The 21,226-nt window shown below is 37.2% G+C and carries 17 protein-coding genes, 2 pseudogenes and 1 other annotated feature; of the genes and pseudogenes, 10 read left to right on the top strand and 9 right to left on the bottom strand.

What is annotated here, in order from left to right; translation table 11 throughout:
* A pseudogene (locus KQI94_RS09810) lies at positions 1-277 on the top strand (esterase family protein); the annotation flags it as partial.
* 80 nt (positions 278-357) lie between these two features.
* On the opposite strand, the gene KQI94_RS09805 reads toward KQI94_RS09810, so the two are convergent.
* The gene (locus KQI94_RS09805) at positions 358-1,020 is read right to left on the bottom strand and encodes a TetR family transcriptional regulator (protein WP_002368062.1); all 663 of its coding nucleotides are present in this window, start codon (positions 1,018-1,020) and stop codon (positions 358-360) included.
* A gap of 253 nt (positions 1,021-1,273) precedes the next feature.
* Here KQI94_RS09805 and erfC point away from each other — a divergent pair, with 253 nt between their 5' ends.
* The 5 genes and pseudogenes from erfC (at position 1,274) to KQI94_RS09780 (ending at position 7,663) form a co-directional block, all read left to right on the top strand.
* Positions 1,274-2,989: a multidrug ABC transporter ATP-binding protein/permease ErfC gene (gene erfC, locus KQI94_RS09800; protein WP_002384978.1), complete on the top strand. Its 1,716-nt coding sequence runs from the start codon at positions 1,274-1,276 to the stop codon at positions 2,987-2,989.
* Positions 2,989-4,758, top strand: a pseudogene (gene erfD / locus KQI94_RS09795) (multidrug ABC transporter ATP-binding protein/permease ErfD). Before erfC ends, erfD begins: the two are co-directional and overlap by 1 nt.
* A 409-nt stretch (positions 4,759-5,167) precedes the next feature.
* The gene (locus KQI94_RS09790) at positions 5,168-5,773 is read left to right on the top strand and encodes a TetR/AcrR family transcriptional regulator (protein WP_002384980.1); all 606 of its coding nucleotides are present in this window, start codon (positions 5,168-5,170) and stop codon (positions 5,771-5,773) included.
* A 137-nt stretch (positions 5,774-5,910) separates the two neighbouring features.
* On the top strand, positions 5,911-6,990 hold the full coding sequence (locus KQI94_RS09785; protein WP_002355665.1) for an ABC transporter permease: 1,080 nt from the start codon (positions 5,911-5,913) through the stop codon (positions 6,988-6,990).
* Between the two features lie 4 nt (positions 6,991-6,994).
* Positions 6,995-7,663 carry an ABC transporter ATP-binding protein gene (locus KQI94_RS09780; RefSeq protein WP_002363221.1) on the top strand — a complete coding sequence of 223 codons (669 nt, stop codon included), beginning with the start codon at positions 6,995-6,997 and terminating at the stop codon, positions 7,661-7,663.
* A gap of 57 nt (positions 7,664-7,720) precedes the next feature.
* On the opposite strand, the gene KQI94_RS09775 is transcribed toward KQI94_RS09780, so the two are convergent.
* The 5 genes from KQI94_RS09775 to KQI94_RS09755 all read right to left on the bottom strand — a co-directional run bounded on the left by KQI94_RS09775 (position 7,721) and on the right by KQI94_RS09755 (position 11,797).
* Complete coding sequence (locus KQI94_RS09775) at positions 7,721-8,284, bottom strand: class I SAM-dependent methyltransferase (RefSeq protein WP_002384982.1); 564 nt, start codon at positions 8,282-8,284, stop codon at positions 7,721-7,723.
* Positions 8,284-9,252 carry a TIGR01212 family radical SAM protein gene (locus KQI94_RS09770; RefSeq protein WP_002368071.1) on the bottom strand — a complete coding sequence of 323 codons (969 nt, stop codon included), beginning with the start codon at positions 9,250-9,252 and terminating at the stop codon, positions 8,284-8,286. The genes KQI94_RS09775 and KQI94_RS09770 overlap by 1 nt, the downstream gene beginning before the upstream one ends.
* Before the next feature lie 15 nt (positions 9,253-9,267).
* Complete coding sequence (locus KQI94_RS09765) at positions 9,268-9,918, bottom strand: phosphatase PAP2 family protein (protein WP_002355669.1); 651 nt, start codon at positions 9,916-9,918, stop codon at positions 9,268-9,270.
* Positions 9,919-10,085: 167 nt separating this feature from the next.
* On the bottom strand, positions 10,086-11,111 hold the full coding sequence (locus KQI94_RS09760; RefSeq protein ID WP_002384984.1) for a DUF4097 family beta strand repeat-containing protein: 1,026 nt from the start codon (positions 11,109-11,111) through the stop codon (positions 10,086-10,088).
* The gene (locus tag KQI94_RS09755) at positions 11,111-11,797 is read right to left on the bottom strand and encodes a DUF1700 domain-containing protein (RefSeq protein WP_002361297.1); all 687 of its coding nucleotides are present in this window, start codon (positions 11,795-11,797) and stop codon (positions 11,111-11,113) included. The genes KQI94_RS09760 and KQI94_RS09755 overlap by 1 nt, the downstream gene beginning before the upstream one ends.
* Before the next feature lie 290 nt (positions 11,798-12,087).
* Here KQI94_RS09755 and KQI94_RS09750 point away from each other — a divergent pair, with 290 nt between their 5' ends.
* Both KQI94_RS09750 and leuS read left to right on the top strand, forming a co-directional pair.
* On the top strand, positions 12,088-14,301 hold the full coding sequence (locus tag KQI94_RS09750; RefSeq protein WP_002378053.1) for an autolysin: 2,214 nt from the start codon (positions 12,088-12,090) through the stop codon (positions 14,299-14,301).
* A 50-nt stretch (positions 14,302-14,351) separates the two neighbouring features.
* Positions 14,352-14,584: a binding site (T-box leader), on the top strand.
* Between the two features lie 120 nt (positions 14,585-14,704).
* Positions 14,705-17,119 carry a leucine--tRNA ligase gene (gene leuS / locus KQI94_RS09745; RefSeq protein WP_002388508.1) on the top strand — a complete coding sequence of 805 codons (2,415 nt, stop codon included), beginning with the start codon at positions 14,705-14,707 and terminating at the stop codon, positions 17,117-17,119.
* A 54-nt stretch (positions 17,120-17,173) separates the two neighbouring features.
* Here the strand turns inward: leuS and KQI94_RS09740 are convergent, their stop codons facing one another.
* Both KQI94_RS09740 and KQI94_RS09735 read right to left on the bottom strand, forming a co-directional pair.
* Positions 17,174-17,398 (bottom strand): DUF3955 domain-containing protein, encoded by a 225-nt coding sequence (locus tag KQI94_RS09740; RefSeq protein WP_002383054.1) that lies wholly within the window; start codon positions 17,396-17,398, stop codon positions 17,174-17,176.
* Positions 17,399-17,494: 96 nt separating this feature from the next.
* Positions 17,495-17,938: a hypothetical protein gene (locus KQI94_RS09735; RefSeq protein ID WP_002355676.1), complete on the bottom strand. Its 444-nt coding sequence runs from the start codon at positions 17,936-17,938 to the stop codon at positions 17,495-17,497.
* 390 nt (positions 17,939-18,328) lie between these two features.
* On the opposite strand from KQI94_RS09735, the gene KQI94_RS09730 reads away from it, so the two are divergent.
* Both KQI94_RS09730 and KQI94_RS09725 read left to right on the top strand, forming a co-directional pair.
* Positions 18,329-18,565 carry a hypothetical protein gene (locus tag KQI94_RS09730; RefSeq protein ID WP_001159903.1) on the top strand — a complete coding sequence of 79 codons (237 nt, stop codon included), beginning with the start codon at positions 18,329-18,331 and terminating at the stop codon, positions 18,563-18,565.
* A 6-nt stretch (positions 18,566-18,571) separates the two neighbouring features.
* Positions 18,572-20,524: a hypothetical protein gene (locus tag KQI94_RS09725; RefSeq protein WP_000163792.1), complete on the top strand. Its 1,953-nt coding sequence runs from the start codon at positions 18,572-18,574 to the stop codon at positions 20,522-20,524.
* Positions 20,525-20,595: 71 nt separating this feature from the next.
* Here the strand turns inward: KQI94_RS09725 and dfrG are convergent, their stop codons facing one another.
* The gene (dfrG, locus tag KQI94_RS09720; RefSeq protein ID WP_000868795.1) at positions 20,596-21,093 is read right to left on the bottom strand and encodes a trimethoprim-resistant dihydrofolate reductase DfrG; all 498 of its coding nucleotides are present in this window, start codon (positions 21,091-21,093) and stop codon (positions 20,596-20,598) included.
* Positions 21,094-21,226 lie beyond the last annotated feature (133 nt).

Below are 21,226 nucleotides of genomic sequence, written 5' to 3'. Positions count from 1 at the left end.
GGAAGGTATTTTTGGCCCGTTAGATCAAATTGAAGGTTCCATTCACGATCCGCTGTATTTATTACAACAATTAGTAGAAAGCCAAACAGAAATGCCCCAATTTTACCTTTGTTGTGGGGAGCAAGATATGTTACTTTCTGCTAATCAACAGATGGCTCAAGCGTTGGAACAGGCACAGGCAAGTTACACTTTTGAAACTGGACCAGGAGAACATGACTGGGTGTTCTGGGATGAATGGATTCAAAAAGCCTTGGCTTGGCTACCAATACCAAAATAGAGAAAGTAGTTTTCAATATTTATTTTAAAAGTTAACCCTTGGTCCGTCAGTCGAAATGACTGACGGACCAAGGGCTTTTTTTATTTAGATGAAGATGTGTTGTCTGCTTGCAATCCATCTAAGTAGGTTTTAACGGCTTGAATAAAGGCGGATTTTTGGTGGATGGAGCGCCGAAATTGAATGCTTTCTTCCATGTATGTTAACTCATTGTCAGAGACATATTGTTTCATGTGCAGCACTTGTTCTTTTAGATAGTCATCTCCGTTCAACACTTGCGAAACGAGCTGTTTTTCCTCCGTTGCGTCCATAATCATCCCAAATAAAAGATGTTGTAAAGACGTTACTGCTAAATGAGTCATTTCTGGTGAAAAACCTGCCTCTCTTAAAATGCCCATCATTTGATTTAAATGGCGTAATCGTTGGGGATAGGCAGGGACGGTTTGGATTTCGATAGCTACGGCACAGGGGAATTGTTGATAGAGATCATAATAGTTTTCCATGAAGGCCAGTAAGTCAGAATACCATTCACCACATAATGCAGGTTCTTGAAAGTGCTCTTCAATCGCTTCAGCCATACTTTGAAGTAAGGCTTGCTTATTTTTAAAATACCAATAAATTGCGGGCGCCTGTACACCAAGCTGTTTGGCGACTTTACGCATAGAAAGTTGTTCTAAAGTGGGACTTTTTTCTAACAAAGAAAATGCGGCTGCAATAATCGTGTCTTTTGATAATTTTGGTTCCATGATTTTAGCTCCTATTAAACGTTATCTTCGTAAGTTTATCAAAAAGAAGGTACACTTTATGATAGGAAAAACTTGTGAAAAATTAACTTGTTCGCTTGTATTTTACCACTAAAAATGGTAAATTATGAATCGGCCTTATTTTACAGTGTTAAATTGGTGAAGTCAATGAGCAAATTGATTTTTTTGTAATGGGGAAGAATTCGCAGACCAACACTGAAGAAGCAGGGAACTATTTTAAGAAAGTAGGGATAAGATGGACCTTATTATTCAACACGCCAAAAAATACAAAGGCTCGGTAGTTATTGCCTTGTTGGCGGTGATCGTAATGGTTGTCTCAGCACTTTGGCAACCAAAATTGTTACAACAAGTGTTGGAAGCAATTATGAATGACGATAGCGACAAAATGAAAAACTTAGGGATTCAATTAATTGCCATTGCAGGATTAGGACTCGTTGCAGGGGTTATTAATACAATTTTTTCTGCCAAAGTTGCCCAAGGTGTCAGTGCTGACATTCGTGAAGCAACTTTCCGCAAAATCCAAACTTTTTCATTTGGCAATATCGAAAAATTTTCAGCAGGTAACTTAGTTGTTCGTTTAACAAATGACGTTACTCAAATTCAAAATGTCATTATGATTGCGTTGCAGACACTTTTTAGAATTCCTTTTTTATTTATCGGGAGTTTTATTTTAGCGATGCTAACCTTGCCACAACTATGGTGGGTGATTGTTGCACTTGTCATCGCAGTTATTTTGATTTCTATGCTGTCCTTTTCGCAAATGGGCAAGCATTTCATGATTATTCAAAACTTGATTGATAAGATTAATGGTATCGCAAAAGAAAATTTGTTAGGCATTCGTGTCGTCAAATCATTTGTTCAAGAAAAAAATCAATTGTCACGTTTTACAAAAGTGAGTGAAGAATTAACCACCTATAACTTAATCGTAGGTAGCTTATTTGCTGTGATGATTCCAGCGTTTATGTTGGTGGCGAACTTAGCCGTTGTAGGCTCGATTTTCTTTGTGAGTAACTTAGTCAAGGATGATCCAACTTTAATTGGTGGTGTCGCTTCCTTTATGAACTATTTAATGCAAATCATGATGGCGATTATTATCGGCGGAATGATGATGATGATGACTTCTCGTGCCGCTGTTTCCATTAAGCGGATTAAAGAAGTGATGGAAACAGAACCAGATGTTACCTACAAAAAAGTCCCAGAACAAGAGTTAATTGGTAGTGTTGAGTTTGACCACGTATCTTTCCGTTATCCTGGGGATGAAGAAGATACCTTGAAAGACATCTCTTTCTCTATTCAGCCAGGTGAAATGATTGGGATTGTGGGCGCAACTGGTGCTGGTAAATCTACGTTGGCACAATTAATTCCACGTTTGTTTGATCCGACAGAAGGAAAGATTGAAGTTGGTGGTGTCGATTTACGAGAAGTGAACGAACACAGTTTACGAAAAACAGTTTCCTTTGTGTTGCAAAAAGCAATCCTGTTCTCTGGAACGATTGCGCAAAATCTACGCCATGGTAAACGTGACGCTTCTGAAGCGGACATGGAACGGGCTTCAGGCATCGCCCAAGCCAAGGAATTTATTGAAAAATTAGCAGAAGGTTATGATGCACCCGTCGAAGAACGGAGTAATAACTTTTCTGGTGGACAAAAACAACGGTTATCAATTACAAGAGGTGTGATTGGTGAGCCTAAAATTTTGATTTTAGATGATAGCACCAGCGCGTTGGATGCTCGTTCGGAGCGGTTAGTCCGAGAAGCGTTGGATAAAGAGTTAAAAGAGACTACCACGATCGTTATTGCCCAAAAAATTTCTTCTGTTGTCCATGCAGATCGTATTTTAGTATTGGATAATGGACGTTTAGTCGGGGAAGGCACGCATGAAGAATTAGCAGCTACGAACCCCGTGTATCAAGAAATTTACGAAACTCAAAAAGGAAAGGAGGAAGCTTAATGACTGATTTAATAAAAGCTAGTAAATTTTTCTATCATTATTTAAAACGTTACAAAGTTTCTTTCCTCTTTATTTTCTTAGCAATTTTCACAGCGACTTATTTACAAGTCAAAGCGCCGCAATTCGTTGGGGAAGCTATTCAGGAATTAGCGAAATATGCGGTTAATGTGATGCAAGGAAAAGACGATAAAAGTGCGTTCGTTTCTGTCATTTGGAAACTACTCATTTTTTATGTCTTAACTAGTGCCGCTAGTTTCATTTATAGTATTCTCTTTACACAAGTCGTGGGGAAATCGACAAACCGCATGCGGATTGGTTTGTTTAACAAACTAGAAAAATTGACGATTCGTTTCTTTGATTCTCATCAAGATGGTGAAATTTTAAGTCGTTTTACTAGTGACTTAGACAACATCCAAAACAGTTTAAACCAAGCGTTGCTACAAGTATTAACCAATATTGCCTTATTGGTTGGTGTCTTAATCATGATGTTCCGTCAAAATGTGGAACTGGCATGGGCCACAATTGCTTCTACGCCGATTGCGATTTTAATTGCGGTCTTTGTGATTAGCAAGGCGCGCAAATATGTCGATTTACAGCAAGATGAAGTGGGTAAATTAAATGGCTATATGGATGAAAAAATTAGTGGGCAACGTGTGATTATCACTAATGGCTTACAAGAAGAAACCATTGACGGCTTTTTAGAGCAAAATGAAAAAGTTCGTGCCTCTACGTATAAAGGTTAAGTGTATTCAGGATTACTTTTCCCAATGATGCAAGGAATGTCATTAGTCAATACGGCAATTGTTATTTTCTTTGGTGGTTGGTTAGCAATCAATGGTTCTGTTGATCGTGCCGCTGCGCTAGGTTTAGTCGTTATGTTTGTCCAATATTCCCAACAATATTATCAACCATTGATGCAAATTTCTTCAGGTTATAGCATGATTCAATTAGCTGTTACAGGCGCTCGTCGTTTAAATGAGATGTTTGATGAACCAGATGAAATTCGTCCCGAAAATGGCGAAAAATTAGAAGAGATTAACAAAGCTGTGGCTTTAAATCATGTTGTTTTTGGCTATAATCCAGAAACGCCTGTGTTGAAAGATGTTTCTATTCATGTGGATAAAGGTGAAATGGTCGCTTTAGTCGGACCGACAGGCTCAGGAAAAACAACGATTATGAATTTAATGAATCGCTTTTATGATGTGAATGAAGGCGCCGTGACGTTTGATGGTGTGGACATTCGTGAAATGGATTTAGATAGCTTGCGTTCACATGTAGGTATTGTTTTGCAAGAGTCCGTTCTATTTTCAGGAACAATTCGTGAGAATATTGCTTTTGGTAAGCCAGAGGCCACGGATGAAGAAATTGTTCAAGCAGCGAAACAAGCGAATATCCATGAATTTATTGTAAATCTTGAGCAAGGCTACGATACTGAGATTACGGAAGAGAATAACCTTTTCAGTACGGGGCAAAAGCAATTAGTAAGTATTGCACGAACGATTATTACCAATCCAGAATTATTAATTTTGGATGAAGCAACAAGTAATGTTGATACAGTAACAGAAGCTAAAATCCAAAAAGCGATGGACGAAGCAATTAAAGGGCGCACCAGTTTTGTGATTGCCCATCGTTTGAAAACGATTCTAAATGCGGATCGGATTATTGTTTTACGAGACGGTGAAGTCATTGAAGAAGGCAACCACCATGAACTAGTTGAACAATATGGATTCTATGCGGAACTTTATAAAAATCAATTTGTTTTTGAATAAGTTGAAAAAGAAGCAAAATGAGTCATTCTCATTTGCTTCTTTTTTTGCTATGCTAAATAGAAAAAGGAGAAATGTCAATGGAAAAAATGAGGAATGTACGGCAATTACGGCGCACGTTTTTGGTGCTAAATACTTTATTTGTACTGAGTGTATTCAGAGAGAATCGATGGACAAAATCGGCGCTGCTTTTTTGGCTGTTGGCTAATAGTTTTTTATATGGACTGCAGTGGTTGATTTATTTTGGGGGCGAAAAAGGCTGGCTGATACATCTGCAGCGGTGGTATTATTGCGCGATTCTTCTCCAAATAGCAGGCACATTGATTGTATATTTTTCGTTTTTTGTATAAAGGTCTCTCGTTTCTTGCCGGAGAATATGCTAAAATAAAAAGCAGCAGGGGGCGAGAAAACCATGGAAAAGCCAAATAAACGCAAAGCTGATTTAGAACGTACACGGCAAATTATTTTGTCTGTCGCTTCTGAATTATTCATGACAAAGGGGTTCAAAAATACCTCCACTCGTGAAATTGCTTTAAAAGCGAACATTACCCAACCGAATCTCTATCACCATTTTAAAAATAAAAAAGAACTGTATTTAGCTGTGATTGAAGAATTAACGTCCCGTGTTCAGGAAGAATTAGTCCCAATTATTTCTGGAAATGCATCAGTAGAAGAAAAACTTTATCAATTAATCAAAGTTTTGTTAGATGAACATCCGACCAATCTTTTCTTAATGTTGAACGACATGTTTCAAGAAATGGGCCCTGATTACAATCGTACGCTGTATCAAATTTTCAAAAAAACCTATATCAATAATATTGCGGCTATTTTTGAAAGTGAACCTGAAACCAATTGCTTACAAGAGGGCATCAGTGTAGATGATGCAACTCGGTTTATTTTATATAACGTTAGTGCATTATTAAGTATTGAAAAAACGTACCAGCGAAAAACAGTGGATGACGATGTCAAAAAATTCATTCAATTTATGCTACATGGCGTTCTGAAAAGTCACAAATAAAAAATAGAGAAGCCCTGTTGAAAAACAGACTTCTCTATTTTTTGTAAAATTCACTTATCGGTTGATAAATAATTATTGATTTATCGATTGATAAGTGATATAGTTTATTTCGAAAAGAAGAAAGAGGTGAACCATTCATGTTTTTAGGATTTAATGAAATGAAGTATTCAAAAGGACGGTACGTCCTTGTAGTCTTAGTAATGGTCTTGATTGCTTGGTTAATTTTTATTTTGTCAGGTTTAGCGAACGGTTTAGCTCAAGGAAATCGTTTAGCCGTAGATCAATGGCAAGCGAATCAAGTGGTTTTATCAAAAGAGGCCAATAGTAATTTAAATGTATCAGTGTTAGATGAAAACGTGAAAGAGACGATTTCAGGAGGCAAAATTGCACCGATTGGTCAACAGTCGTTAGCCATCCGCCCAGCAGATGATAAAAAGGCTGAATTAACGAATGTTAGCTTATTTGGGATTGAAAAAGAAAGTTTTTTAATGCCAAAAGTGATCGAAGGAAACGCATTTACTGATAAAAATCAAGTGATTGCTTCAGAAACATTGAAAAATCAAGGATTTAAAATTGGCGACAAATTAACTGCAGGGAAATATGATGAGCAATTAGAAATTGTCGGCTTTATTTCTAAAAGTAGCTATAACATTGTGCCAGTTATTTACACTTCTCTGGATACTTGGCGGTCAATTAAATATGGTGACAATCCAGCAATGGCCAAAATGGTTAATGGTTTTATTGTTCGCAGCAAGGATAACGCGGAAGTTAAAACGACTAATAAAGACAGCCAAGTTCTTTCAATTTCAGATTTTATTGAAAAACTGCCAGGATACAGCGCTCAAAACTTGACCTTGGATGGCATGATTTATTTCTTGATTGTGATTGCAGCGTTCATTATCGGTATTTTTATCTTTGTGATGACTTTACAGAAAACAGCAATGTTCGGTGTCTTAAAAGTTCAAGGGGTGCCGACTAGTTTCTTAGCAAAGGCAGTCATGCTACAAACCGCTTTATTGGCTGTTCTAGGAGTGGCGATTGGTCTTGCTTTAACGGGAATTACCGTGCTCTTTTTACCAGAAGCGATGCCTTATGCAACTAATGGACCACGCATGATTTTGTTTAGTGTACTATTGATTTTATCTGCATTAATTGGCGGGGCATTTTCAATTCGAACGATTGCTAAAATTGATCCGTTAATCGCGATTGGAGGTTAGAGACATGGCAAATGTTTTAGAAATGAAAAATATTTATAAAAAATATGGTGAAAAACATACAGAAGTGATCGCGTTAAAAGAATTATCTTTTGCGGTTCAGCCAGGTGAATTTGTCGCAGTAATTGGTCCTTCTGGTTCTGGTAAAAGTACCTTTTTAACGATTGCAGCTGGTTTACAGGCACCGACAAGTGGCGAAGTCATTGTTGGCGGGCAATCACTAAATAAGTTAACGAAGAAGCAACGTTTGGCGCAACGTTTTCAAAAAATCGGCTTTATTTTACAAAGCTCTAATTTGGTGCCATTTTTAACAGTGGAAGATCAATTTCACTTAATTGAAAAAGTTGATAAATCACGTAAAAATAGTGAATTAAAAGAGCAATTGTTAGAGACGTTGGGTTTAAAAGAATTACGAAATAGTTATCCTCGTGATCTCTCTGGTGGGGAAAGACAACGGGTAGCCATTGCGTGTGCATTATATCATGAGCCAGACGTAATTTTGGCAGATGAACCAACGGCTAGTTTAGATACAGAAAAGGCATTTGATGTTGTCCAATTACTAGCGAAAGAGGCCAAAGAGAAAGATAAAGGGATTATCATGGTGACACATGATGAGCGTTTGTTGAAATACTGTGATCGAGTGGTTCGTATTCGTGATGGTGAATTGACGGAGTAACAAAACAAATAAAAGAGAACATGATAGGATTGCTGGAGACAATCCGACCATGTTCTCTTATTTCTTTTCAATACAGAAAAGAACAGGTGGCTGATTTTTTTGATTGATAAACTCATAACGTAAGACACTGTAAACATCTTGTGGTAAGGATTGCGTGTAATTCGTGACCAAATCAAGTTCCTCTGAACCACCTTCGTGGCCATAATAAACGACTAAAATAATGCGACTTCCTTTTACCAAATGAGGTAGTAACCCATCTAACGCCTGTTTAGTCGTAGCGGGTTTTGTAATAATTTCCTTATTACTTTTAGGTAAATAGCCTAAGTTAAAAATAGCGGCAGTGATTTCTGTTTCTTCATCTAGGACAGCATGAAGATGTTCATGTCCTAATGGAAATAACGTAGTTTGTGGGAGTAAATTAAGTTCTGTTAACTTTTGTTCTGTATTGATCAACGCTTCTTTTTGGATATCAAAGGCGAAAACTTCACCAGAAGGGCCAACCAGCTCTGCTAAGAATGCTGTATCATGACCATTTCCCATTGTTGCATCAATGACGAAGTCGCCAGGTTCCACCACTTCTTTTAAAAGTTGGTGACTAAAATGTAGGGCTGTTTGTAGCATTAATTGAAAACTTCCTTTCCTGAAATGACAGTATATTTTCCTTGATAACTGTTGCGGCGTTTCATTTCCGCATCAATCGCATTGAGAACTTCCCATTTTTTCAAGCTCCACATCGGTCCGATAATTGTTTCAAAGGGAGCATCGCCTGTCAAGCGATGAATAACAATTTCGGGTGGAATCATTTCTAACTGATCACAAATCACTGAAACATAGGTTTCTTTGCTCATCAATTGTAAGCGTCCTTCATTATAATCCCGCATCATTTTGGTATTTGTCATTAAATGAAGTAAGTGCAGTTTAATCCCTTGGATATCTGAATCCTGAATAGTTCGCCGCACATTTTCGCGCATCATGGCAGGTGTTTCCCCAGGCAGCCCGTTAATTAAATGTGTACAGACCCGAATCCCGTGTTTCCGTAATTTAGCCACACCATCTAGATATGTTTGATAATCATGAGCGCGATTAATGGCAGCACTAGTTTCCTCAAACGTGGTTTGCAAACCCAACTCTACCCATAAATAAAAGCGTTCGTTTAATTCAGCTAAATAGTTCACCACCTCATCAGGCAAACAATCAGGACGGGTACCAATGGATAAACCAACGACACCTTTTTCATTGACTACTTGTTCAAACCGATGACGAATAACGTCAACGGGCGCATGTGTATTGGTGAAATTTTGGAAGTAAACAATGTATTGATCGACAGTTGGCCATTTTTGATGCATCAATTGGATTTCTTTTTGAAATTGAAGCGGCAGGGGATCGCTAGGTGCAACAATCATGTCGCCTGAGCCAGAAACACTACAGAACGTACAACCACCTTTGGCAACCGTCCCATCACGATTGGGGCAATCAAAGCCACCATCAATTGGCACTTTAAAAATCTTTTCACCAAACTGTTGACGAAGTGCATAGTTCCAAGTGTGATAGCGTTTATTTGGATCATCTGAATAAGGAAAAATTTGCATAATCAAGACTTCTTTCTAGCGTTGTTTGCTTTGAAATCGCCAAACAAAGCGTTTTTCTAAATAAATAGGGTAACTTAATAACAACCAAGCTAAACCAAGACAAAAACCACCTAAGATATCGCTAGGGAAATGGACACCTAAATAGATTCGACTAACTCCAATCATGAAAATCCCAATACCTAGTAAAATTTGCACACAAAGGCGGACCGTTTTATTTTTAATGAAAATTGGCAGAATCAATAAAATAGTGCCGTAGAACAAGGTACTTCCTACAGCATGTCCGCTAGGAAAACTATACGTATGTTCAGTTACTAAATGCTCCAAAGTAGGACGTTGGCGCATAAAGAATAATTTTAATAAAGAATTACCTACGCCAGCAATTAAGGCAGTATTAATAAAGAGCCATAATGCTTCAGCATAATATTTCCAAACAATAAACAGAGCAATGACAACGATTGCTAAGATGATAATCGTCAATGAATTGGCAAATTTGGTGTACCAAATAAAAAAGTTATTTAGCTGTGGAAAAGGACGACGAACAAAAGAAGTAATCGTTTGATCAAAGCCTTTGAGCCAGGTTGGATAAAAACGAACAACGTAGCCTAAAAACATAAATACTAAAAGAAAACAACTACCTGCAAATTGATAATAAAGTTTGTTTTTCATAAAAAATCCTTTCAAAATTTAATCGCAACAATCCGTATTATACCATCAAAAGGGTAAAAAATTAAAAGATAATTTCATTGCCTGATTAGAGGGGATACAGATATTAAAAAAGTTCTGGCAGCACAATCTCTCATTGTGGTGCTAGAACTTTTTTAAATGGCGCATGTTTATTGATTATCATCATCAGGAGTATCAACGGTAATATCGCCGAATTCGCTAGAAAGGTTAAACTCTGTATCCGCACGACCATTCTTATAAGATGTTCGCTCTTTGTTTAAAAGTTGAACATCGCCTAATTTTGATTCCCCTTTGATTGAAATGTTACGCAAAATTTCTCCAGAATTTACATAAATATCTCCATGGACAAGAGCAACAGTTAATTTTTTAGGCACAGCAGGCATGTCTAAAGAAAAATCACCATTTTCACTTGAAAAGTTAGCTTCTCCTTTGAAATCATAGACGCTAATATCGCCATCTGTCGTTGTTGCTTGGATGTTTCCGCGAGCATTTTGCACTCGAATATCACCAGAAATAGTCGTATTTTTGATTTCATCGAAATAGGCTGAATCCAACGTTATATCGCCGTCAGTGGTTTCAACTGTTGCTTTTTTAGCGGAAGTATCCGCTGAAAGGTAGATACCATCTGAAGAGTTAAGCGTCATTTTTTTGGCTTTAACACCCGATAGACTAACATAAGAATTTGGTAGATTAGTTGTTAATTCGTCTACGTTAAAAGCATTCAATGAAACTTGTGAATGGGTTGAGCCATCAATTACTAACTTTTTCACATTATTAGGAATCTGGACACTCACGTTCGGTGTGAAGTCACTAAAAATACCAATATTAAAGAATGACAATTCGGGTTGGTTTTGTGTGCGAGTGGTATTGATGGTTGCTGTTATTTTATTTTTTTCTTCTTTGACATTTAAGGTGCCTTCAGCTTTTGAATAAAAGGCATTATTCGGTGATCGTAATCCCATTTTGTTACTATCAGTTTTATAAATGGTATAAGGGCCTTTGCCTTTTAAGGATAAGTGAAGTTCTTCGCCTGCTTGTTTATTTTTTAGTGTATAACTTTCTTTTAGCGGTGTGACTGATTTTTCCGCTTGCTTGTAATAATAGACGGCGCCAGATCCACCAATTAGCATCGCTAAGACAGCAATGGATAAGAGAATCCCTGTTGTTTTTTTCATTAGATATCACCTCGTAAAACAGCAATGTTCCATTGGAAATAACGCTTAAAGACATGTGCTGAAAATTTTAAAATTGGTAGAAACAGTAACCAACCAATGATTGATGCACCAAATAAAAAGAGACTCATAGATAATTGGAAAAAGGAAGCGGCATTTGCTTGGGTAATAACACTATAAATACCATAAATTGGTGAAAATAAAGTTGCAGCTCCGGCAATGCCACAACCGACGTACATTAAGGCAATCCCTAAAATAACCCAAAACATGAAGAAAAAATTTAAACAGAAAATACCAAGCACTTGGAAAAATCGGGTTAGTGGCCGATGCTGTGGTCGTTGATAGTATGGAGAATCATTATCATAGTAAAATTCAGATTCTTCTTCATAGGGATGATCATAAGCAGGTGTAGCCGCTGGAATTTCTTGCCAGCCATTATTTTCAATTTTTCGTTCCGTCAATTCAATGCCTTGTTCTTTCAAAATTTCTTCTGCGATAACCCGTGGTTTCCCCAATGATTTTGCCACTTGTTCTTCTGTTTCGCCTTCCGCAACACGAGCATCAAATAACGCCTTGTATTTCGCAAGAATAATAGCTTGATCTTTTGGATTTAATGCTTTTAAATAAATTTTCAGCTCAATAATAAAATGTTCTTTATTCATTCCGCTCCCTCTTTCTACACGATTCATTTCTCATCTTAAACTATAATTTCTTTTTGGGCGAATAACAAGAGGAATTAAAAAAATCAGACTAAGGTAAAGAAGCATCTACAACTAAAGTCGCAGTTTTTTTTCCGAGTAGTAACAAGAGAGTATATCCGTGTTAAAAAACATTACTTCTTTACAATCTAGTTACAGTAATATGAAATTTTGTTGAAGTGTTTTTAATTCGCCAGAAAAAAAGGTATACTTGTTATAATAACAAAACTAAAAAATTACATTTACATATAAGTTAAAAAAGGAAAGTTGGGGACGTATCAATGAAGAAAGAATCAATGTCACGTATCGAAAGAAGGAAAGCACAACAAAGAAAGAAAACGCCAGTACAATGGAAGAAGAGCACTACTTTATTCAGCTCGGCGTTAATTGTTTCATCTGTAGGAACGCCCGTTGCGTTACTACCAGTGACTGCTGAGGCAACAGAAGAGCAGCCAACAAATGCGGAAGTTGCCCAAGCACCTACTACGGAAACTGGCTTAGTAGAGACACCAACAACAGAAACTACGCCAGGAACTACGGAACAACCGACAACGGATTCGTCAACAACGACTGAATCGACAACTGAATCATCAAAAGAAACACCAACAACACCAAGTACCGAGCAACCAACAGTTGATTCAACTACACCTGTGGAATCAGGAACGACTGATTCTTCAGTAGCAGAAATCGCGCCAGTAGCTCCTTCAACAACCGAGTCCGAAGCAGCGCCTGCGGTTACACCAGATGATGAAGTAAAAGTACCTGAAGCTAGAGTAGCTTCTGCGCAAACTTTTTCAGCGTTATCACCGACGCAAAGTCCTTCAGAATTTATTGCCGAGTTAGCTCGTTGTGCACAACCTATTGCGCAAGCCAATGATTTATATGCATCAGTGATGATGGCTCAAGCAATCGTTGAAAGTGGTTGGGGAGCAAGTACGCTATCTAAGGCACCAAACTATAACTTATTTGGGATTAAAGGCAGCTACAATGGACAATCTGTCTATATGGATACATGGGAATATTTAAACGGCAAATGGTTAGTGAAAAAAGAACCTTTCCGTAAATATCCTTCTTACATGGAATCATTCCAAGATAATGCGCACGTGCTAAAAACAACTTCTTTCCAAGCGGGCGTTTACTATTATGCTGGGGCTTGGAAAAGCAATACAAGTTCGTACCGCGATGCAACTGCTTGGTTAACAGGTCGTTATGCGACAGATCCTAGCTACAATGCTAAATTAAATAATGTCATTACCGCATATAACTTAACTCAATATGATACACCATCTTCTGGTGGAAATACTGGGGGCGGAACAGTTAATCCAGGAACAGGCGGCTCGAACAATCAATCAGGAACGAACACGTACTATACTGTAAAATCAGGAGATACCTTGAATAAAATTGCCGCGCAATATGGTGTGAGCGTTGCTAATTTACGCTCATGGAACGGCATCTCTGGCGATTTAATTTTCGTTGGTCAAAAACTTATCGTGAAAAAAGGTGCTTCAGGTAACACTGGTGGCTCAGGCAGCGGTGGTTCTAACAATAATCAATCAGGAACGAACACGTACTATACTGTAAAATCAGGGGATACCTTGAATAAAATTGCCGCCCAATATGGCGTGAGCGTTGCTAATTTACGCTCATGGAATGGCATCTCTGGCGATTTAATTTTCGTTGGTCAAAAACTCATCGTGAAAAAAGGTGCTTCAGGTAACACTGGTGGCTCAAACAACGGTGGCTCTAACAATAATCAATCAGGAACGAATACGTACTACACAATTAAATCAGGCGATACCTTGAACAAAATTGCCGCGCAATATGGCGTGAGTGTTGCTAATTTACGCTCATGGAATGGCATTTCTGGCGATTTAATCTTCGCTGGTCAAAAAATTATTGTGAAAAAAGGTACTTCAGGTAACACCGGCGGCTCAAGCAATGGTGGTTCTAACAATAATCAATCAGGAACGAATACGTACTACACGATTAAATCAGGCGATACCTTGAACAAAATTTCTGCACAATTCGGTGTTAGTGTGGCTAACTTACAAGCCTGGAATAACATCAGCGGTAGTTTGATTTTTGCTGGTCAAAAGATTATCGTGAAAAAAGGCGCCAACTCAGGTTCAACGAATACGAACAAGCCTACGAATAATGGTGGCGGTGCGACAACATCCTACACGATTAAATCAGGCGATACGTTGAATAAAATTTCTGCACAGTTTGGCGTGAGTGTTGCTAATCTACGTTCATGGAACGGGATCAAAGGCGATTTAATTTTTGCTGGTCAAACAATCATCGTGAAAAAAGGCGCTTCTGCAGGTGGCAATGCTTCTTCAACAAATAGTGCATCAGGCAAACGCCATACAGTTAAAAGCGGTGATTCACTTTGGGGCTTATCAATGCAATACGGAATCAGCATCCAAAAAATCAAACAATTAAATGGCTTAAGCGGGGATACAATTTATATTGGTCAAACTTTAAAAGTTGGTTAATTTAAGATTGAAAAAAATAGCTATCTTTGGTAACATGAGTCTTATAATAGAAAAAAACAATGAGAAGGAATAGTAGAAAGAACCATGTGATAGAGAGCGTATGGCTGGTGGAAATACGTACAGAAGCTTTTGAACTCGCCTTTAAGTTACTTTTTTGAACAAACCAAGTAGGAAAAGTCGGTGACGATCGTTAAGACGTTTGAGGTTAAGGTGACGGTGACTGACCGTTTCTTTGACGAATTTAGGTGGTACCACGTTGCATTTGTATGTTCACGTCCTATAGGAATTTTTCCTATAGGACTTTTTTTTATCACTAAGTGGCTAGTTTAAGTCAGAATAGTGACAATGGCTGCAGGTGGCAAATTTTAAGAATGAAAAATTTTATATTACTAGGAGGAATAACATGAGCTACAATCACAAAGAGATTGAGAAAAAATGGCAAAAATATTGGGCTAAGAACAATTGTTTCAATACATTGGACGACCCAAATAAAGAAAAATTTTATGCACTAGATATGTTTCCCTATCCATCTGGACAAGGCTTACACGTAGGTCACCCGGAAGGCTATACAGCAACCGATATTCTTTCACGTATGAAACGTGCGCAAGGCTATAATGTGTTGCATCCAATGGGCTGGGATGCGTTTGGTTTGCCAGCAGAGCAATATGCGTTAGATACAGGAAATGACCCAGCTGAATTTACTAAGAAAAATATCGAAACATTCCGTCGCCAAATTAATTCACTAGGATTCAGCTATGATTGGAATCGCGAAATTAATACCACTGATCCTGAATATTACAAATGGACACAATGGATATTTACAAAATTATATGAAAAAGGGTTAGCTTATGAAGCAGAAGTTGCGGTTAACTGGGTACCTGAACTAGGAACTGTTATTTCAAATGAAGAAGTCATTGATGGAAAAAGTGAACGTGGCGGTTATGATGTGGTTCGCCGACCAATGCGTCAATGGATGCTGAAAATTACTGCTTATGCAGATCGCTTATTAGAAGATTTAGAGCTTGTTGATTGGCCAGAAAGTATTAAAGATATGCAACGAAATTGGATTGGACGTTCTGAAGGAGCCAATGTGACCTTTAAAGTCGCTGGTACAGAAGAAAGTTTCACGGTGTTTACAACCCGTCCTGATACCTTGTTCGGTGCAACCTATACTGTTCTAGCTCCTGAACTAGAACTAGTGAAAAAAATTACGACACCTGAACAAACAGCAGCTGTAGAAGCATATATTGAAGAAACCTCAAAAAAATCTGATTTAAATAGAACGGATTTAGCAAAAGAAAAAACAGGTGTTTTCACAGGTGCGTATGCTATAAATCCAGTCAATGGCCAAGAAATTCCAATTTGGATTGGCGATTATGTTTTAGCAAGCTATGGCACAGGCGCAATCATGGCGGTCCCAGCGCATGATGAACGGGATTACGAATTTGCGAAAACATTTGGCATTGATATCCTACCAGTAATCGCAGGTGGCGACATTACAACAGAAGCCTATACAGGGGATGGACCGCATATCAATTCTGATTTCTTAAATGGATTAAACAAAGCAGAAGCCATCGCTAAAATGAATGAGTGGCTAGAAGAAAATCACGTAGGGAAAAAAGAAGTATCCTATCGTTTACGTGACTGGTTATTCTCTCGTCAACGCTACTGGGGTGAACCAATTCCTGTGATCCATTGGGAAGATGGAACAACCACAACGGTTCCTGAATCTGAGTTACCTCTACGTTTACCAGTAACATCGGATATTCGCCCAAGTGGAACTGGGGAATCGCCATTAGCAAACATTGATGAATGGGTCAATGTCGTCGACCCTGAAACTGGCATGAAGGGAAAACGTGAAACGAATACTATGCCACAATGGGCTGGAAGCTCTTGGTATTACTTACGATTCATTGATCCTCATAATAAAAATGAAATTGCTGATTTTGAAAAATTAAAACGTTGGTTACCAGTTGATATCTATATTGGTGGTGCCGAACATGCGGTGTTGCATTTACTTTATGCTCGTTTTTGGCATAAATTCTTATATGATATTGGTGTGGTTCCTACCAAAGAACCTTTCCAAAAATTATACAACCAAGGTATGATTTTAGGAGAAAACAACGAAAAAATGTCTAAATCACGTGGCAATGTTGTAAATCCCGATGATGTGGTGGCTAAATATGGTGCGGATACATTACGTCTTTATGAAATGTTCATGGGCCCATTAGATGCTTCCATTGCTTGGAATGAAAATGGCTTAGAAGGAAGTCGTAAATTCTTAGATCGCGTTTGGCGTCTGATTGTTGATGAAGAAGGCAAAATGCGTGACCGAATTACCACAATTAATGATGGCCGTTTAACGAAAGTTTATCATCAAACGGTTAAAAAAGTGACAGAAGATATGGCAAACTTGCACTTTAATACAGCGATTTCTCAATTAATGGTTTTTGTGAATGAAGCCAATAAAGTGGATGCCTTACCTTATGAATATGTGGAAGGATTTGTCCAATTACTTGCGCCAATCGCGCCACATATTGGTGAAGAACTATGGCAAATTTTAGGTAACGAGGAAAGTTTAACTTATGTCCCTTGGCCAACCTATGATGAAGCAGCCTTAGTAGAAGATGAAGTGGAAGTAGTTTTCCAAGTGAACGGAAAATTACGTGGCAAACAAAATGTCGCTCGTGGGTTAATCAAAGAAGAATTAGAACAAATTGCAATGAACCATGAAGCTGTTAAAGAATTTATTGAAGGAAAAACAGTGCGCAAAGTGATTGCTGTTCCAGATAAATTAGTAAATATTGTTGCAAATTAAGTTATATGTTTTTATTAAAAAAAGAGCCGGACGTATCAAAACGTCAGGCTCTTTTTAAGGTTGTTTTGTTTTACCTTTTTGATTCATATGTTCTTTACATGTGATTGTTATAACCGAAAGCAAGGCGATGAAGAGAAAAAAGTAACCGAGCGGCGTACAGAAAAAGGCGGGTTCTTTTAAAAGTCCATCGCTAGATAATGTTGATCCAACTAAAATAGAGATCATAAATAATAAAAGACTAATCAAGCCAAGAAATAAGCTAATACGATATTTTTTCAACTTCAGTTCCTCCTTTAATGAACTATCACTAAGATAAATCAAAAAGGTTAACTTTTTTTTAGGCAACTGTTAAAACTTAGATAAGAAATCTATTTTCTAAGTTTGTCGTTGTTGGTAATTGGTTAAGATCATACGTGAAAAGGGACCGACAATCAGCAATTGATAAGGAAGGGCAACAATAAAGTTCAGGCCCCAAGCTTGGAAATACGCACTTAGTGACAACGTCTGGCCTTCCATTAATAAGCCAAATAAAGACATACAAGTCACCATGCCGATAATCATGAGACTCGAAATGGTCAGAATAAGTAATAGCCGTTTTTCTTTATTAAAGGGTAAAGAAAAAGCGATTTTCTTAGCTAAGACACCAACGATGAAAACGTCTAAAATAAAAGCAACGATAAATCCAGGAAGCAAACCTTTTGATAAGGCGTACAATGAAAATTCTCCATGCAATAATAAATTATAGGTGCTCATTCCGAAAACCATCAGAAAGCACATTAACGTAGTAAAAAGCATTCCTTCTTTTTTATTAGTAGGCATTTTTTTCTCCTTTCATTTATTGAGAGTAATGATTGTTCTAGGCAGAAAAGGACAAATTCTCTCGACTTTTACTAGTGTAGCAAAAATAAAAGTTCTTCATAAGTTAGAATTTGCTAAGAATTTGATTCAAATAAAAAGGTGTACTAAGTCAGCTAAGTAGTTCAGTTTTGGAGTACAAAAAGTGAAAATGTAAACCTAAATGAGTATCAAATTGCAACTGAATTTGATACTCGTTTTTTATTGTTAAATCAACGTTTGTTGTTAATTTACACCACAAAATGTAAGTTAAAATGTATATAAAAATGCGAACGTGAAATAATTATTGTAGGAATGCAAATTGGTGTGTTAAAATGGTTACAATTTACTAAGCAAAAAGGGGTGCATTTTCCTATGCAATTTCTTGAGCCAAAAAATAAGAACGCTAAGTCTGTGGATTGGGAAATATCAGAGCAAGTAAGGGTGATAGTTAAGCAATACGCTGAATATGCAGAGCGTACTGAAAGCGAAGCAGTGGATGAATTCTTATTGAACATTTTAGACGATAAGAAGTTTATTGAATGGATTGCCAACAAGCGAAGTAATAAGCGGATTGTTGAAAAAATGGGTATCAAAGATAGAGTGGGTTGATAGACAATGACCAAGCTTAAAAGATTAGCCACGAAGGAAGATGAAATTGTAGATGTTAAAATTCCGATTTCAAACGAAGAATTAAAAGATAGGGCTAAACAATATGATTTATTAACTCCAAAACGATTTGCAACAAGGTATAACAAAATGTTGTTCTTGCCAACGTCTTTTAAATGGAACGGTTCTGAATATCCCATTCAATATAATTACTGCATCAATCCGTTTTGTTGTAATTTTGGGAAAGAACAGCACAAATTCAAAGATGTAAAAGGGAAACCAAGTCGATATAAAATGACTGGTAGTTCCAAAGATAAAGGTCATAAAGGTATGTACTGCAATGACAATCCTATTGGCAGAGGTGTATCGCAAAACTGTACAGTAACCCCTTTATCTAATTGGTCTGTTGTTGAAGAAATTAAACGCCTTATAGAAATCAATAGCATCCAAGATGTTGAGCCAGATTATCAATTTCATAAAGAAGGCTGCTCGGAAGAAGAATCAACCCCATTCAATGAGCCGAAGCAATTTTACAAAAGGGGGAAAAGTAGGGGCAAATCTCAACGCTATCAATGTAAGGCGTGTAAGAAGTTCACTAATGTTCTACCAAAAAGAGAAGAAACCACTACTTATCACCAACAAAAGAACACCATTCTTCCAATGTTCGCTAAGATGGTTGTTGGAAGGGTTTCAGTCAGTCGTACTTGTGATATTTTAGGAATTGGAGTTGGAACCTACTATCATAAGCTGGAGTGGCTGTATAGGCGTTGTTTGGAGTTTTTAGAACGATATGAGACACAACCCCTTCAAACAAAGAAATTTAACGAGATGTGGCTTAATACGGACAAGATGCACTACTACCTAAATAACGTCCGTAAGAAAGGACAAGGTTCAAAGAAATATACGGGGTTTGAAGACCTTAATATGCAAACGTATATAGTTGTATCTGCTGAGGTCTTATCAAGATATGTGTTCCGTTCTGATGTTGCCTATGATTGGAATATTTCAATGGATGAATTAAATGAAGATACAAGAAAATTCAAAGAAGACCATCTCAATACTTTTAGTCGTAAAAATGATAGGTTAGATTGGTCTTATTATCCACAAGAACCATCCGCTAACGATAGCGAAAATAGGAATGCTTATCTTCACGAATTAGGGAAAATTACTAATAGGAGTAGATTTGTCGATGGTTTAAATGTTGATGCTCCTTATACTACAACTGCTCACTATTGGTTAATTAAACAAATGGTTAATGCCGACGAATGGCGAATGATTAGTGATGATGACTTCTCTATTAGAAACGCCTTTTATAGAGTATTCACGAAAGAATTAAGGTTGAGCGATGCACATCATTTTATTTGCCAAGTTAACAAGACGAAAAGCAGAAAACAATGCTTAAAAGAATTCGGACAAGCAAAAGCAGAACTGCTCGATTGGGGAGATATCAGAGGATTCAAAACAAAGTTTCTACGGACTTTGGCATCTCATTATCTAACTGAATTACTAACAAGTCATCAATTCCACGAAGAGGCTATTAGTAAAGATGGAGAAAGATATCGCAAATATGCCGATAACCCTATCAAACATCCATTAGCCACTAAGGATAAAGGATTTTATTCAGTTGATTGTAGAACGGATTTATCTGCTCTGGAACCAAACGAAATCGCAAAGATGCTATTAAATGTTAATGACCATTCGACCAATAGCTTTATTCAACAGATAAGACGTTATATATCATCTCTTGAAAGACCATTAACAACAGCTCGTGGTGATAAGAAGAGCTATATTTACGCTAACTTCAATCCGAAGTATGCTCAATTTGCGATTACAATTCTAAGAACTTACTACAACTTTTGTCGCCCTTTTAAATCAGCGGATAAAAAGGTTTTGACACCTGCTCAAAGATTAGGGATTACAGATAAACAATTTGATTGGAAAGATATAATTTATTTCAAATGACAAAAAGAGCTTGGAGTAATCCCAAGCTCTTGTGCTTTATCTTTACTGTTCTTCTTCAATTAACGCACCCGTTAACTCAATAAGTTTTTTCTTTCATATACATGAAAATAGTAGTTATACGGATTTTTATCATTCTTTATCCCTTTTTGGGCAAATACCTCATTCCATTCCTCATAATTCACTTCTGGAAAAAAAGTATCTCCTTCGAATTCATGATGTATTTTTGTGATGTACATTTTCTCAACATAAGGGAAAAACAAATTATAAATCTGTTCTCCTCCGAAAATAAAAATTTCTTCTTCGTTTTTACATAACTCAAAAACATCTTCTATTGAATGAACAATTTCACAACCATTAAAGGTAAACCCCTTATCTCTCGTCAGAATAATATTTCTTCTGTCAGGTAAGGCTCTTCCGATTGATTCAAGGTTCTTCCTACCTAATATTATCGGATGTCCCTTTGTAGTATTTTTAACATATTCCCAGTCCTTGGGAATCCTCCAAGGAATGTCATTCTCTTTGCCAATCACTCTATTCTTATCCATCGCAGCAATCAAAGAAACTTTCATTTATAACACAGCCTTTTTAACTAATTTACCATCTAATTTCTTATTTCTATCAAAAAACCTTTTCTCATTATCCTGCCCGTTAGTTGAATAAGCAATTTTTTCTATAAGTTATATTATCATAATACCACAAAAT

Origin of the sequence: Enterococcus sp. S183_ASV_20, from assembly GCF_018919685.1 — a bacterium.
GTDB classification, from domain to species: Bacteria; Bacillota; Bacilli; order Lactobacillales; family Enterococcaceae; genus Enterococcus; species Enterococcus faecalis.
This window is presented reverse-complemented; position numbering and strand designations above follow the sequence as displayed.

Bases quoted from the DNA above. Each gene is read 5' to 3' on its own strand.
- KQI94_RS09790 (WP_002384980.1), top strand. From the start codon at position 5,168: ATGGAAAAGCCAAATAAACGCAAAGCTGATTTAGAACGTACACGGCAA.
- KQI94_RS09785 (WP_002355665.1), top strand. From the start codon at position 5,911: ATGTTTTTAGGATTTAATGAAATGAAGTATTCAAAAGGACGGTACGTC.
- KQI94_RS09730 (WP_001159903.1), top strand. From the start codon at position 18,329: ATGCAATTTCTTGAGCCAAAAAATAAGAACGCTAAGTCTGTGGATTGG.
- leuS (WP_002388508.1), top strand. From the start codon at position 14,705: ATGAGCTACAATCACAAAGAGATTGAGAAAAAATGGCAAAAATATTGG.
- KQI94_RS09770 (WP_002368071.1), bottom strand. From the start codon at position 9,252: ATGCAAATTTTTCCTTATTCAGATGATCCAAATAAACGCTATCACACT.
- dfrG (WP_000868795.1), bottom strand. From the start codon at position 21,093: ATGAAAGTTTCTTTGATTGCTGCGATGGATAAGAATAGAGTGATTGGC.
- KQI94_RS09755 (WP_002361297.1), bottom strand. From the start codon at position 11,797: ATGAATCGTGTAGAAAGAGGGAGCGGAATGAATAAAGAACATTTTATT.
- erfC (WP_002384978.1), top strand. From the start codon at position 1,274: ATGGACCTTATTATTCAACACGCCAAAAAATACAAAGGCTCGGTAGTT.
- KQI94_RS09750 (WP_002378053.1), top strand. From the start codon at position 12,088: ATGAAGAAAGAATCAATGTCACGTATCGAAAGAAGGAAAGCACAACAA.
- KQI94_RS09725 (WP_000163792.1), top strand. From the start codon at position 18,572: ATGACCAAGCTTAAAAGATTAGCCACGAAGGAAGATGAAATTGTAGAT.
- KQI94_RS09775 (WP_002384982.1), bottom strand. From the start codon at position 8,284: ATGCTACAAACAGCCCTACATTTTAGTCACCAACTTTTAAAAGAAGTG.
- KQI94_RS09760 (WP_002384984.1), bottom strand. From the start codon at position 11,111: ATGAAAAAAACAACAGGGATTCTCTTATCCATTGCTGTCTTAGCGATG.
- KQI94_RS09780 (WP_002363221.1), top strand. From the start codon at position 6,995: ATGGCAAATGTTTTAGAAATGAAAAATATTTATAAAAAATATGGTGAA.
- KQI94_RS09765 (WP_002355669.1), bottom strand. From the start codon at position 9,918: ATGAAAAACAAACTTTATTATCAATTTGCAGGTAGTTGTTTTCTTTTA.
- KQI94_RS09805 (WP_002368062.1), bottom strand. From the start codon at position 1,020: ATGGAACCAAAATTATCAAAAGACACGATTATTGCAGCCGCATTTTCT.
- KQI94_RS09735 (WP_002355676.1), bottom strand. From the start codon at position 17,938: ATGCCTACTAATAAAAAAGAAGGAATGCTTTTTACTACGTTAATGTGC.